The following is a 14,303-nucleotide window of genomic DNA, read 5'->3' as shown; positions in this document are numbered from 1 at the left end:
CCGTATGTGGTTAAATAATGGGAAATTCGCTGAAACGAGGCACCTCAATCTTTTCAATTAAGGTCGACGTTCGATCCAGGTAAAAGTCTTACTTGTGTACTTTTACACGTTGTTCAATCGGTTGGAATTCTTTCTCGCCTGGTGTTGCTGTTGGTTTGCCGAATGGCATTTGAGCGATCAGTCTCCAGTTCTCCGGAATGTTCCATTCCTGTTTGACTTTCTCATCAATCAGCGGGTTATAGTGCTGCAGGGAAGCGCCCAGACCTTCTTGTTCCAAAGCAGTCCAGATCACCAGTTGCAACATACCGTTAGATTGGTTCGCCCAGATCGGGAAGTTATCCGCATAAGCCGCAAAATTTTGTTGTAGCTGCGCAATCACATTGTTGTCTTCGAAAAAGAGTACTGTACCATATCCGCTGCGGAATCCAGCCATTTTTTCAGCTGTAGATTGGAAAGCTTCTGCATTGCCAACCACTTCACGCAAAATTTCTTCCGTGTGATTCCACAGTTTATCGTGTTGTTCACCGAGCAATACTACGGCACGAGATGTTTGTGAGTTGAATGAAGTCGGAGTGTATTTTACCGCTTCTTCCACGATTTCCTGGATTTTAGCATCCGAGATTGTGGATTCCTTGCTGATTCCATAATAAGATCTTCTGTTTTTCAACGCTTCAAAGAAAGATTTAGACATAAATATTCGCCTCCCAAAATGGTATTTCCTAAATTGCCAACATAGTAACTATAATATAGTAACATACATTAGTCAACAAACTATTTTATTTTCACTAAATGTACATTTAGTCATTTCCTTTTGAATAGGGGGATTTAAGTATCATTTTTAACAGCAATTGAATGAATATGATCACTGCGATTCGCGATAATCTGCTCGATACTTCTCTTCCGATGACGAATTGCTCTTGGTCTGATCCTTATTCTTCTCTTCCTGCTTCTCCATATTCAGATCTTCCATTGGAATGGGGTCCACCGTCTGCTCTTCTTCATGCCGGTCAAGCAAACTTTCCTGCTCTGTTGGATACTGCTCCGGATTATCATGGGAACGATCCTTATGTGCATCCTTGTTATTTTGATCCGGTGTGTGCTGTTTCATTCGTGATTCCTCCTCAGTTTTCATTTACCCTTCTTTTACCTTTTCTGTCTGGCTTCTAAACACGAGCGAATTATGAGATGAACGTAACAGGTGCATCTATATCTGCATCAGGAGGTAAAAATAGAAAAAAGCCAACCAGAACGGACTGGTTGACTTCATCTACTTGTATTCAGTTCCATTTCATTGATCAATGGGCGAGTCAGTTGAGTCTCCGAGACTTAATTTGGCTTCAAAAATAATGCTCTCATTCTCTTCAGCCAATCTTCCTCGAACCCACACAGCTCCCTCTGTAACCTCTGAACGCTCAACAATCATTAACTCCTGCATACGAATCTCACGATGATATGAAATTTGCAGACGGATCATACCTGCAGCCAGTTCATCCAGTGTTAATGCATCACAACAGACGTCTGCATACCGGGCGTTGTTCATATGCCCATTACTGTCTGTGCTGCTGTATTGTACAGTTAAACGATATTGTTCCTGCAAGCTGAGTTCAGAAGGGACCGTCACTTTAGCAGGGGCTTCACCTAAGGATAAATCAGGATGCGATTTCACTTCAAAAGGTAAAGCTGATGGTCTGACGACTCTGCGTCTCTTCAGATCGACCAACGCCCAAGCTGTACGAGCCTCAGCCAGATGTGTTCCCTCTCGATCTGTAAGGATATAATCCCTTAACCATGTCACACCTTTATTTTCTTTATGCCACGTCTGCAAGGATACTTCTTCTTCCAATCGGGCTGGGCGCATGATTGTGACATCTGTCGTTAATAGCATCCAGCCCAATCCCTGATTCAGTATCTGCGATACGGTAACTCCCATACCTGCTAAATCACGGTCTGCTGCCAGCTGCATATGCTCCAGTAAAGCAGATGCACGACATTGTGATTTGTAATCGGCATCGGCTGATCCAATTCGGTAATCAAGCTTGAATGGTTGTTCTGATTGCATTCAGTAACCTCCTCAGGCTGTGCAGCATGTAAAATTTTTGATCCGTAACGCTACATTAATCAAACGAACGATGTAATCGACTACGGTACAGATCTGGTGCACACCCTACACTTTGTTTGAACATTCGACTGAAATGGGATAAACGTTTGAACCCTGCCAACCGGCTGGCCTCTGTCACACTGATATCCGGCTGGAACTGGAATAACAGCTTGGCCTGATTAATGCGACGGTCATACACATATTTAAATATGGTGCTACCCGTCATTTCTTTAAACAATCCGGCCAGATAAGGCTTGGACAGATGAAGCTCACTTGCCAGATCATCCAGCCCAATGTCCTCCATATAATGAGTTTCGACATAAGCAATGATATGCTGTACATGCCGCTCCTTCTCGGAAGAAGGAAGGTGGTCCTCGACCCTGCCTCGGCAGATTCCAGCTATAACATACAGTAGGTCACATAAACGAACGTTCATGCGTTCCTCTTTGAAATCCCCCGAATTCACGGTAAGCTGATGCAGACTCAACAGCAAGGCTTCGAATTCGGAGCGAATATTGCCTGTCAGATTGATCCGGCAGTTTCTCAGTTCTTCGAACGGCTTTAACACTTCGCTCACCCGGTCCGGGTGCAGACTGCTGCGGATGGCCGAGGGATCAAAGTGCAGCGTCGTTCGCACATAAGGTTTGCCTGGCATTGGATGTGGCCTATGAAGGGTCATGCCATGCATCAGGACCAGGTCACCCGGTTCAAGGTTGTAGACTCGATCTCCAATCAGATAGGTGCATTCACCATCATGAAAATAGTACACCTCATATTGTGGATGCGAATGAAATCCGTCCGATGCTCCAGGGTCGTACGTACTGGTGGAGCGATAGCTATATTCCAATGGACCACTAAATTGCATTACACTTGGCACGTTCAAGTACCTCCTGTTCTGGAGAGGTTTCTTACCATTTTACCCGTTTCACATCATGTCGGATAGTACTGGATAGACTTTTGAAATATAGAAGGCCATGCACATATCCGTTTGTTTGCACGGTACGTGGCATGGCCCTTTAGGAATGTGAAAGATAAATTACAGTAGCTGTTCAATACTCGCCTGGATCTCGTCAATCGAATCAACAGGTTCAAAACGTTTAACCACATGCCCTTCGGCATCAATCAGAAACTTAGTAAAGTTCCACTTGATCGCATCACCATGCAACCATTCCGGTGCTTTGTCCGCCACCATCAGCTTTAGCAGTTTCGCTTGCACATCTGACTCATCAAAGCCTGCAAAAGGTCCCGACTTTTTCAAAAAGTCATACAGCGGATGCGCCGCCTCTCCATTGACATCCATTTTGGAGAACATGGGGAATTTCACGCCATAGTTAATCTGACAAAAGGACTCCGCCTCTTCACTGCTTCCCGGCTCTTGCTCCGCAAACTGATTACAAGGGAAACCAATGATCTGAAGCCCTTGCTCTTTATATCGATCATAAAGCTTCTGCATGTCGTCGAACTGATGCGTGTACTTACACTTGCTCGCTGTATTCACGATCAGTACAGGTTGTCCTTCGTATTGATAGAGCGGGAAACGTTCTCCACTCGTTTTGGTTACGCTAAAGTCATAGATGGTTGGCATAAGATTGGTGCACCTCGCGATGTTATGTAGTTATACAGACTCATATGAATTTCTATTATATACGAAATAGCAGATTCTGTATCGTAAAAAAAGCCTATAACTACCATAGCGCTACAAGTACATCCATCTCCTTTTCGAATTGATATCGTTCATCACAAATTTTAAAATCATTCATCTCAACATCCGTTCCAACACTCTCGCAACTCCGTCAGAATCATTCGTATCAGTGATCTCTTTCGAGAGAATCTTCAACTCTTCAATTGCATTACCCATGGCTACCGACCAGCCACATATTTCAAAAAGCCCGATATCATTAAAATCATCACCAAAAACCATTACATCTTCAACTTTTATTTTCATTGCCTTACACAAAATTTTCAATGCATTTTCTTTGGAGGCTTTGATTGATGAGATTTGAACAAGATTACCACCGTCTGTAACCAAAACATTTAATCTAGATGCAAACTTCTCTCTGAGAAAATCTATATCCTTGAAACCCGTAAAAAGTACTTTTGTTGCAGCAATACCTTTGAGCTCTTCTAATGATTTTATCGTTGGGTTTTCTTTAACTCTCATAAGCGTTGTATAATCATATTCTTTGAAACTAATCCATTGATCCTCCACTTCAAGGCTTAAACCCAGTTCCTTGTTATTCTCCATGCCATAATTTATTAATTCAGCAGTGATCACAGGGTCTATGTGCTCATATTGTTGAATACCAGTGTAATTGCAGTGGATATAGGCTCCATTGTAATATATAAAAGAACCGCTATGGAGCAATTCCTCAGGTAAAAGCAACCTTACTGCTCTTGGTGGACGTGCTGTAGCATAGATGAATCTGATCCCTTGTTTAGAGCATGTCACCATTGCCTCATAATTCCGTTTCGAAATTTGTTTATCTGTGTTGAGTAATGTTCCATCCAAATCTAATACTACTATTGGATACTGTATAGAAATCCCCCCCCTATGCCACTAAAGTTCGCTCTAAACTTTCGTTGCGTTATTGAATCTATGTATTCCAAATTCTTTAAAATCCGATGTCAGTATCGCCTCTCTCAGTGGATACAGATTTGGAGTAAATCTGAGTTCGATTCCTTTTTCAAATAATCTCTCTATTAAACCCTCCATGCGGTCTATATGTAGAGGCTTTGTAACCTGATAAGAAATATAGTAGCCCGCCGTTGGATCAAAGAGTTCAAAATTGGTGTCATCGAAATGGTACCTGTACATGATCTGATTCATAATCCTCGGATACCATGAACTTTCAACCGTAACGATGATATCCGCATTAGAATGTTTAAAAAACTTCTCGTTATTCTCAGCACTTATCGAGTCTGTCTTTTTGCAAATGATTCTCGGGCAATCTCTTGGAAAGTAATATGAATATTCATGCTCTTCATCAATGGCCCACACCACTGCAGGAAATTCAGCTCTGTTTTGTTTCTCCCTCGGAATAAAGATTTGGATATCTGAGAACTCGCTAAAATGATAAAGCATACAAGCACCTCTCATCATTTAGTTACACTTATGTCCTCGAAAAATGCTTTTGTATTTCAAAAAGCATTCCACTTCCCGTCACATAAAACGACAGAGGTCTCGATTTGTCTTTCAGGAACGTTCCAGTATCGAGTTAATAACTGCTTCTTCTCATCCGATGAAACTAGGGTGAAACCATTTTTCAAATAGAATTTTATAGCCCATTCTGCGGAATCCCAGGTTCCTATTAATATCGGTTTGTCGGTTGATGCCACCAGATGAGCCAACAGCTTTGTGCCTATTCCGCTCCCCCGTTGGTGAGTTCTTACATATGCGTGCCTGATTAAAGCAACATCACCTTTATCCTGAATTCCCATAACGCCCCATAATCTATTATTTTCTTCAAAGCCCCAGAATACGACGCCATCACGGATTTCCTGATTCAATTCTTGCAATGGCATATAGGGTTCATGATAGCGATCCTCAGGAATTACACCCTGGTATGCCTTTGCTGCATCATTAATGATCTCAACCATTGCATCTGCGTCCATACTGTTGCACAATCTGATCATGGAATAAACCTCCTGAAGGTTATAGTCTATTAATTGAACTATCGTAATGGATATACCAATTCAATAGGTTCATTAATTAATTCCTCTTTGAAAATATAATTATGATCTGCTCCCACAACACATAAAATTTTCTTACCCGGATTCGAATGATACGTGTTCTTCACACGTTGAATCATGATCTGATTTCGTACGATCCATCTAAAGTTATTTACTTTGGGATTAATCTGATCCAACCATTCATATTTTTGTTTGGTCATAGTATCAAACGCAACCGAATTAAAGGGAATCGCTCCAACGTCATGTGTATTCATTTGTTTAGCAAACCATTCATCATCGATCTTCTCCAACGCTTTACGCTGCTCTTCTGAGAAGCTGTTCAATGGATCAAAATCATTCCAGACATCTAACTCAAACCAGTCAATAGGCACAAACTCTATATTCCGTTCTTCACATAATGGAAAGATAAGCTCCCAATACTCACTGGCTGGCTCACCCCAATATCCCTTATCCTGTTTATCCTTGATATACTTCATCCAACTCTGGGGATGCACTTCACCGCAGATAATATCCGGGTTGAATTCTGTAATCAGATCCTCATACAAGGTAAGAGAACTATTATATTTTTCTCTTAATTCTTGATTATGAATTGTCCCCAATATTCCAACGACCGTCATATCATTTCTCCTTTATATATGTTATATGATATTTTTGAGATTCCTATGTAAGTCTATAATCTTTTCTTCAGGAAGTACTGAATAATTCCTTCCGGGTATTCATCTATCATTCCAAACACTTCATAACCCATCTTCTTGTAAAATTCAGGAGACTGATAAGAAAATGTACTTGTATGTGAAAGTTTGCAGCCCTCACTAACAGCAATGCTCTCTGCTTGCATGATTAATGATTTCCCATACCCATATTCTCTGTATTCTTCATCAATCCAAAAGTTATCAATATATAAAGTATAGCAGTACGTAGCACAGAAGATCCCACCTACTGCTTTTCCTGTCTTATCCCTTAGAAACAAATTGATGCTTTTGCCAGGTTTCTTTAACAGACCATTTGTTTCTCTTAGATTGTATTGATACAGATTACTACAGACAGCATGGTAATCCTGTTCATGATCTTCAAATACAATTTTCAATTCAGCGTTAACAGCAGGGTTATTCATTTTCAACATCCTCACGATTTCATAGTATTTGTCTTCACCTCTTCAATAAGAGCCTAGCTCCAACGTTATTTGAGTTTAAATGATCTGTATATAAAGAAACCTATGGAGCTAAATAAAACGATAATGAATATGACAACGGGCAACCAATTATGATGAGTGACTTTATCCGCACTTGAAAACTCAATAATCATCCAACTGATATAAATAAAAAATATGGATATCTCCATCTTCATCAGATTAATCATGAGCCGTGCATTTTTATATTGTCTCTCCGCATTCTCCATATTCAAATTGAGGTAATTATACGTATGAGGATACTTCTCCAGTTGCGAAAGCCCAATCCATAAAATAAGCCCAATGACTAAGGGCAGCCATACTCCCCACTTTCCTCCCCAGCCATCAGGCTCCCCCTTCATATTAAAATGAATCGGTATCTGATCCGGTAAGGTCATCCATTGTTGCAAGCAGTATATAATGCCAATAATAAATAAAATGATGGTTGTGATATCTAAAGTTTTTTCCAGTAACGTTTTTGGGATTGTTATCTTCGGACGATCTTTGATTTCCAATTTCCTACCTCTTCTCCATTTACACACCGTATGATTACATGTTAACAATTATCAACCTCTTTTTCCAATGATTTCTGAGTATCCTTGAGGAATGAAAGCATAAGCAAAAAAGGCCGCCTTTGCAGGCAGCCTTTACTTAATATAACCTTATTTACGAACGGAGAGAATGAACTTCTCCAGCGATTCTGTATTGGTAATGCTGTGATTACATCCTTGGTTCTCCATGCATACGTATTGACCAATCGCAGAATAATTATCCGGTAAAGCGTTCTTGGTCTTGACCGTGAAGAATGCAAGCTCTTGATGCCGATTACAGAATAGGCAGTACCCCTTCTTGTGTGTCGGCGTTATTCTTCCCTCAATACCGATAAACTGTCCTTCGAACGGATATACAACGAATAATTTGTTCGTCGCAATATCTACCCAGCTCAGGTACGTTACATATCGAAAATCAATGGATGGTAGATCAGGCATTTTCATCTTTTTGTTCTTCGGAAATAACTTCTGAATTTGTTTCAACGTAATCGATGGATACAACTCCAGATATGGTTCCAATGCTTTCATATACCGTTGAAAATCGTCTGTTGTCTCCAGCGACGAGATTTGCTCCAGCATTTGCTGCTGGTTCTCTGTCAGATCCGTAAATGCTTCAACGATGTTTGTTGCAGCACTGTATCTAACAGTCTCCAGGACCCTGCGATCCGCGGCGGATTGCACGGTTTTGCGAACAAATTCCGCTTGTTTTTTAATCAAATTATATTGGTGGTTTCTAATAAATGGTGTACTCATAGCTTTCAGCTCCTTATTTTTCATAGAAAAAAATCAATAAGGGCAAAGCCTGTTATTAGAAACGATAAAATTAAGTATGGGCGAAAGAATCTAAGCTATCGCGCCCCACGCAAAGTATCGCCCCCGATCAGGCTTTGCATGAGTTATTTCTAGCTAACGAGCAATTCAGCATTGCCATCTGAGTAACCCCCAATCAAATATCATGCGAAAAGTATATCAGAGAACTTCACATGGATCAATTGAAATGGATTTTCATGGATCTTCTTTTATTCCGTTGCTTTTGATTGTAATATCTGATCATTCACGAATCCTTGTAAGAAGAAAAGCTCATTGTCATTGGCTGTTCGATTATTGGCTGCTTCAAAACGCTCGATTGCTTCCTCTAATGATGTGGATTTCACAACATCATTGGCTGAGATGAGCTCTCTCCAAAACGTATCCATCTCCTCCACGTCACAGATCGACTCATGACCAAGCAAGAAATGAACGGCATCATATTGCTGAATGTCCTCAATCATAGGCAATAACTTGTCTTGCTTAATATGATATAACGAATTGGTAGTTGTATTGTAAGCACTATCGCCCAGAAAAATGACCTTTTCATCCGGAATATATACAATGGTTGAATCATCGGTATGGGTGCTACGAATGGTTTCAAGCACACAAACTTTATTGCCCAAGTCCAGATGGAGTGACTTTTCAAAAATAATATCCGGAGGACATAACTGAAATGTGTCTCTCTCCGGTATTTCATTTTGTATCGTCTCCATACAATGTGAAGTCATCTTCTTGGAATCCACATACTCCTGTAGAGAGCGATCATCATAAGAATAGTTCCGCCAATCATTCATCTTTTGGCTAGTTAGACTATTCATAATAATTGTAGCTCCGTATTCATTCATTCCTAAAAAATGATCCCAATGGGCATGAGAAATGACCACATATTTAACGGGCGGAACGTTTAACTTCTCTATTTCATGTAAGAAATCCCTGGCATGTTGAACCGAATTTCCACCGTCAACGACAAGGCTATATTTATCACCGCAAACTAACCCCAATGTTGGTCTTTCTTTATCATTTTGGTTAGATAGATAATAGATCGTTTCACTTAATTGATTTAGCATGTTCATTCTCCTCTATGATAAATTCTTGATCCATAAGAGAGAAAATCTGCATGCTTATTTAAATCAACATTTAGATTTTCTCATTTTATTTGTTTACCAATGGAATCACCTCCTTTGTTTTTCACATGAACTGAATGTTCCTCATCTCACCGGGTGCTCATTCTTCTTTTGTATTAAAAAATGTATCATTGTTGATCTGAATTATTCTGTCTGTTGCCTCATGGTTTATCGGATCCCTGACCAACATACTAAATATTTCTCTAAGTTCTTCTATTCGTGATAAGACTTTGTCTTTGGATCTTTCCTCTCTAAGTGAGATATATAATTGGTACAAACTAATATCTAAATCATCATTCAGTTTCCCGAAAGAAGTTAGTTCCGATATCGCAGCTGCATTAGACACACTTGATATCATTGATCTATACGTGTAATCATTAACAACCATACTAAAGCTGTGCTGGACATTACTTATTTCATATCTGAATGAATTATCAATAGAATTCTGAAGCTCTTTTCTTTGATTTTGAGATTCAACAAATTTAGAACCAAGAATGATTAAACTCAATGTTAATAAAACTATAATATAAGTACTTATTTTCTTCATTATTGAATAGCTCCTAATAACCGAAATTTTAACGATGCTATATATTAGACGCTCTTCCAATGTTATAAGTTCGGCTTTTTCTATGAGCTGTTAGCTGTTCAAAGGCAAATGCAATACGAATACCGCTTTCTCATCATTCTTTAGTAAGCTTCTTGATACCATCTTCGAAGTTGATTAATGTGAGCTTGATGATAACGACTGTGGTCAGCGATATGCCACATACCCCAGCGTACGGTTGCTTGCTTCTCATTTTCATGCCCAAAAGTGACAATCCTCGCTAGATCATCATCCGTTAATTGTGTACACGCGTCCTTCAACATGGTTATGACACCTTCATATGTCGACATAAGTGTACTCAAAGATATTCCTTGAACCATCGGAAGACTGCCATTTTCATCAATCATAGGGCCATGTTGCTCTTTTAAGTTTTGAGGAAGTGGTAATCCCTTTATTCGATAAGCCCAATTCAGATCGACGTAGGTGATATGTTTTATTAATTGAGCGGTACTATTGAAGTTGTTATTAGGTCCTTTATAATCTATTTCTTCTTGCGACATACCTTCCGTGATTCGTTGGAGTCGTTGGCTGTTTTCTATAACCGCAGCAAATAACAACCCAACAACAGGTGACATATTGGCTTGGCCTTTTAAATCATAAAGCACCCTAACGCCTCCTTGAGGTTGTCTTCATCGTTCTTCCCTTAGAATCTCCTTGATTTCTCTTAATTCTTGCAATATTTCTTTGGTGTACTGATTACTCTTGGAATTATCCATTCCGATTTTCACAACAAAAATACCAAAAAACAAAGACACTACCAACATTAATATAGTCCCAATAATAACCATCCTTTCCTCAAGCAACAGAAACCCGAGAGATTAGAAACAGCGATGCTGCCCCATTCCAAAAGATCCACTCGGGTTAATAGTTGATTAATTTAACTGTGACTACTCATGTACTGGAACATACATCGTTTGTATCTCTTGAACGCCAGGAACAAATCCAAGATTAAAATAAACTGATTCGGCATCATTGCCTTCCATGACATATAACCTTAGAACTGGATACTTGTCTTTAAGAGAAGTCAGTGCTCTTTGCAGCATGCGTGTAGCAAGTCCTTTTCCTCTGTAAGCAGAGTTGACTCCGATGCTATATACTGCTGCTTGATTATCCTGCAAACATAGGCGACAGTTGGCTATGAGCTGTCCAGTAACCTTATCATATACAAGCGTAGAAGCTTGAGTTAGGTTCTCATTGGTAAAATAGATTTCTTCGTTCGGGATAAAGTCTTCAAGGGATGTTTTCTTTCTGCGTAAGGCTTCAAAACCTCCTACAAAGCTGTCAAAGTCACACTGAGCGATTTCATCTTCATTAATGTATTGCTTAGCACCTGTTTCATTCTCGATAATTTCGGGGCTCTTAACGATAAAATCATGATCCCAATGCACATTGAAATGATCTGTCGGGCGCTGCATCCAGCGACATCTGAACTCATCTGGCCAGAATCCAGCCCTCGTAAATAAATGTACTTGATCGGGGAGAATTTCATATATCTTGATACGTTGCGTTGCATCAGACCATTTTATGAGTATTCTTTTAAGAAGTTTCAGTACCTCAAATGAATCATTGAATGGGGGCATAAAGAATAGATGATATAACGTATTGGGTGCCATCCTTACCCCACCGATTTTTGACTCTCCTTTATAAATCCAAAAAGAGTTATTCCGCGAAACATTGAAGTAGCCTTCCTCTCTAAAAAATCCAGTATAGGCCATATTATAATAGACAGAACAATACAGTCCCCATTCTTCGGGCTCAGCCTTTTGAATGGAATATTCATTTGATAAATCATAAAAATTAAGTTCCTCAGACCAATTATTTAATTCCATGCGTCATTCCTCCTCATCAATGCTAACTACCTATAAAATATTTAAGGCGTGTGTTATCTAAACATTTCTAGTCCCCTCCTTAAATAACATGTCCTTTACTATTTACTTGATCGATTCCATCATTAATCTTATTTTTCAGCAGCTCATGAAATTTACTTTCTTCCTTCTTTAAATGTTTCTCAAGGAAAGCAGAGATATACTTATTAATAGTGGAATGCTTGTGTTCTATCCCATCTTCGTTGTAATGTATCGGGATATCGCTAAAAGTCATATGATGAGCACCGTTTAATTTAATAAATGGACTATTCAGATCACTCGAGTTAAACAAAGACTCATACCCAGTCAGCAACAAAGGCAATAGGTCTGGAGAGATTTCATTTTCCAGTTCTTCAAACGAGCATTTCTCTTGCCGAGCTACCAATAACGGAACAGATACTCCCTCTTCCTTATTCGTGGTCATTAAATGGAAACTAGGATCTAATAGAATGCTAGCCTTAATTCTCTTTTCTCTTTTAAGCAATTCATAAGCAGCAGCCCCACCTAATGAATGACCAATGATCCCCATTTCATTCACATCGACTATGGCCCTAAGATCCTTATCTGAATCCAAGACCTTATCTACGTTTTTCATAACCAAACTCATATCTTCTACTCTAAGCTTCAATAATTGTTTCCAAGAATGAATATCTAAGCTGTCTATTTCAGATATCACATTGGATTGCTGGACAAAACGTCTGTCAGGAAAAATGGAAAATATAGATTCATGAGTGGCTCCTATAGTAATGACAACAAATCCGCACCCCACTAAATGTTCTACACAAAAGGAATACATATCTCTAACTACACCAAAAGCCGGGGCTACAAAAATAATGGGACAGTTTTTAGCCGTAATATCAACACTCTCATCATTATGTATTTTTGTATCCAGATTACAAATATAATCCTTATCCACTCCCATACTAGAGAGCATACCAACAGCGGAAGAGATATTAGGTTCAAATAACGAAATATACTTCGACTCATGCTCCACTGGATTGGAAGGATAGTATATACTAATGAGCACTTCTCTGGTTTCCTTACTTATCGGATCAATACGTGATTCTTCCTTTAAAACAAAAACCTTTCTTCCAACAGTCATCGCTTTCACCCTTATACTATTTTTTCGTCACTACAACGCATGTAGATTGAATTGAATATACGCTGCCTCCAAGACTTATCGATTTTCGAGGTTGCGTATTACGTTTGTGAATCCATGCCCTCACCAGTTTATTCTTCAAAGAAACGGCAACGATGCTTTTAAGCGGTGAGGGCAGCTTAATATTTTCACCTTATGCTTCTGGATAAAGGTCTGTTGATAAATATCGTTCCCCTGTATCCGGGAATAGTACAACTATACTTTTATTTTTATTCTCTGGCCTTTTTGCCATTTGCACTGCTGCATATGCAGCAGCACCAGACGAAATACCGACTAATAATCCTTCGGATTTAGCTAAAAAACGAGCTGTTTCAAATGCATCTTCATTTCTCACCTGTACGATCTCATCAACTACAGATCTATTAAAATTTTCGGGAACAAACCCGGCACCAATTCCTTGAATGGTATGCACTCCTTTAGTTCCTCCAGAAAGTACCGGGGAATCCGAAGGCTCTACAGCTATAATCTTCACATCTTCTTTTCTTTGTTTAAGTGCTTCGCCAACTCCTGATATGGTTCCGCCTGTACCAACACCACCAATAAAAATATCCACTTTGCCTTCGGTATCTCTCCAAATCTCCTCTGCGGTTGTTACCTTATGTACTTGTGGATTTGCTGGATTTTTAAACTGTTGAGGTATAAATGAATTAGGGATTGTAGCCGCAATTTCTTCAGCCTTTTTGATGGCTCCAGACATTCCTTCTGTGGCAGGTGTAAGAACTAGTTCTGCTCCCAGAGCGATCAACAGCTTCCTACGTTCTACACTGAAACTCTCAGGTAGTGTTATGATTAATCTGTATCCTAATGCTGCAGCTGCAAAAGCAAGTCCTACACCTGTATTTCCGCTCGTCGGTTCTATTATCACTGAATTTTGGTTAATTAGCCCCTTCTGTTCAGCGTCTTTTATCATTCCATATCCGATTCTATCTTTTACACTACCTGTTGGATTAAAGTATTCCAATTTAGCAATAATTTTCGCCTCAACTTGATTCTTTCTCGCAAAATTAGAAAGCTCCAATAGCGGTGTATTTCCAATCAGATCTGTGAGATTCTTTGCGATATTAGTCATGATCATACCTCCAAAATACATTTCCAACTAAAATAGTTGGTTTTATGTCACGTTATCATGTATGGTAAAATAATACAACTATTGAACTTCTATTTTACGACATAGGAAAGCAAAAGCTATTAGATTGAGCGTGAATCTTTGTTATAAAGTCTCCCTCTAAAAATA

At 39.4% G+C, this 14,303-nt stretch carries 19 protein-coding genes; all 19 read right to left on the bottom strand.

Going from position 1 to position 14,303, the window contains the following annotated elements:
• Window positions 1-88 precede the first annotated feature (88 nt).
• The 19 genes from AC4PM4_RS00335 to cysK all read right to left on the bottom strand — a co-directional run bounded on the left by AC4PM4_RS00335 (window position 89) and on the right by cysK (window position 14,138).
• Window positions 89-691: a nitroreductase family protein gene (locus tag AC4PM4_RS00335; protein ID WP_063563305.1), complete on the bottom strand. Its 603-nt coding sequence runs from the start codon at window positions 689-691 to the stop codon at window positions 89-91.
• A gap of 171 nt (window positions 692-862) precedes the next feature.
• On the bottom strand, window positions 863-1,108 hold the full coding sequence (locus AC4PM4_RS00330; RefSeq protein WP_063563304.1) for a YczO family protein: 246 nt from the start codon (window positions 1,106-1,108) through the stop codon (window positions 863-865).
• Window positions 1,109-1,288: 180 nt separating this feature from the next.
• Complete coding sequence (locus tag AC4PM4_RS00325) at window positions 1,289-2,059, bottom strand: acyl-[acyl-carrier-protein] thioesterase (protein ID WP_491612401.1); 771 nt, start codon at window positions 2,057-2,059, stop codon at window positions 1,289-1,291.
• A 55-nt stretch (window positions 2,060-2,114) separates the two neighbouring features.
• Window positions 2,115-2,975 carry an AraC family transcriptional regulator gene (locus tag AC4PM4_RS00320; RefSeq protein WP_082935132.1) on the bottom strand — a complete coding sequence of 287 codons (861 nt, stop codon included), beginning with the start codon at window positions 2,973-2,975 and terminating at the stop codon, window positions 2,115-2,117.
• A gap of 159 nt (window positions 2,976-3,134) precedes the next feature.
• Entirely contained in the window at window positions 3,135-3,683 is a 549-nt protein-coding gene (locus AC4PM4_RS00315; protein ID WP_491612400.1) for a glutathione peroxidase, read from the bottom strand.
• 171 nt (window positions 3,684-3,854) lie between these two features.
• On the bottom strand, window positions 3,855-4,622 hold the full coding sequence (locus AC4PM4_RS00310) for an HAD family hydrolase (protein ID WP_491613045.1): 768 nt from the start codon (window positions 4,620-4,622) through the stop codon (window positions 3,855-3,857).
• A 45-nt stretch (window positions 4,623-4,667) separates the two neighbouring features.
• Window positions 4,668-5,180 carry a DUF6886 family protein gene (locus AC4PM4_RS00305; protein ID WP_465116161.1) on the bottom strand — a complete coding sequence of 171 codons (513 nt, stop codon included), beginning with the start codon at window positions 5,178-5,180 and terminating at the stop codon, window positions 4,668-4,670.
• Between the two features lie 56 nt (window positions 5,181-5,236).
• On the bottom strand, window positions 5,237-5,731 hold the full coding sequence (locus AC4PM4_RS00300; RefSeq protein ID WP_063563299.1) for a GNAT family N-acetyltransferase: 495 nt from the start codon (window positions 5,729-5,731) through the stop codon (window positions 5,237-5,239).
• A gap of 38 nt (window positions 5,732-5,769) precedes the next feature.
• Complete coding sequence (locus tag AC4PM4_RS00295; RefSeq protein WP_491612398.1) at window positions 5,770-6,405, bottom strand: hypothetical protein; 636 nt, start codon at window positions 6,403-6,405, stop codon at window positions 5,770-5,772.
• 53 nt (window positions 6,406-6,458) lie between these two features.
• Entirely contained in the window at window positions 6,459-6,911 is a 453-nt protein-coding gene (locus tag AC4PM4_RS00290; protein ID WP_491612397.1) for a GNAT family N-acetyltransferase, read from the bottom strand.
• Window positions 6,912-6,967: 56 nt separating this feature from the next.
• Entirely contained in the window at window positions 6,968-7,471 is a 504-nt protein-coding gene (locus AC4PM4_RS00285; protein WP_491612396.1) for a DUF1648 domain-containing protein, read from the bottom strand.
• A 147-nt stretch (window positions 7,472-7,618) separates the two neighbouring features.
• Window positions 7,619-8,260 carry a FusB/FusC family EF-G-binding protein gene (locus tag AC4PM4_RS00280; RefSeq protein ID WP_063563295.1) on the bottom strand — a complete coding sequence of 214 codons (642 nt, stop codon included), beginning with the start codon at window positions 8,258-8,260 and terminating at the stop codon, window positions 7,619-7,621.
• 266 nt (window positions 8,261-8,526) lie between these two features.
• On the bottom strand, window positions 8,527-9,384 hold the full coding sequence (locus AC4PM4_RS00275; RefSeq protein ID WP_491612395.1) for an MBL fold metallo-hydrolase: 858 nt from the start codon (window positions 9,382-9,384) through the stop codon (window positions 8,527-8,529).
• A gap of 157 nt (window positions 9,385-9,541) precedes the next feature.
• The gene (locus tag AC4PM4_RS00270) at window positions 9,542-9,988 is read right to left on the bottom strand and encodes a hypothetical protein (protein ID WP_269055572.1); all 447 of its coding nucleotides are present in this window, start codon (window positions 9,986-9,988) and stop codon (window positions 9,542-9,544) included.
• Window positions 9,989-10,128: 140 nt separating this feature from the next.
• Window positions 10,129-10,650, bottom strand: coding sequence for a DinB family protein (locus AC4PM4_RS00265; protein ID WP_491612394.1), 522 nt, complete (start codon window positions 10,648-10,650; stop codon window positions 10,129-10,131).
• Window positions 10,651-10,674: 24 nt separating this feature from the next.
• Window positions 10,675-10,800: a hypothetical protein gene (locus AC4PM4_RS00260; RefSeq protein WP_256337832.1), complete on the bottom strand. Its 126-nt coding sequence runs from the start codon at window positions 10,798-10,800 to the stop codon at window positions 10,675-10,677.
• Window positions 10,801-10,932: 132 nt separating this feature from the next.
• Window positions 10,933-11,874 (bottom strand): GNAT family N-acetyltransferase, encoded by a 942-nt coding sequence (locus tag AC4PM4_RS00255; RefSeq protein ID WP_491612393.1) that lies wholly within the window; start codon window positions 11,872-11,874, stop codon window positions 10,933-10,935.
• 79 nt (window positions 11,875-11,953) lie between these two features.
• Window positions 11,954-13,012: an alpha/beta hydrolase gene (locus tag AC4PM4_RS00250; RefSeq protein ID WP_491612392.1), complete on the bottom strand. Its 1,059-nt coding sequence runs from the start codon at window positions 13,010-13,012 to the stop codon at window positions 11,954-11,956.
• 190 nt (window positions 13,013-13,202) lie between these two features.
• On the bottom strand, window positions 13,203-14,138 hold the full coding sequence (cysK, locus tag AC4PM4_RS00245) for a cysteine synthase A (RefSeq protein ID WP_400344194.1): 936 nt from the start codon (window positions 14,136-14,138) through the stop codon (window positions 13,203-13,205).
• Window positions 14,139-14,303 lie beyond the last annotated feature (165 nt).

It is taken from the genome of Paenibacillus sp. MDV22-iso6 (genome assembly GCF_058408365.1).
This window is presented reverse-complemented; position numbering and strand designations above follow the sequence as displayed.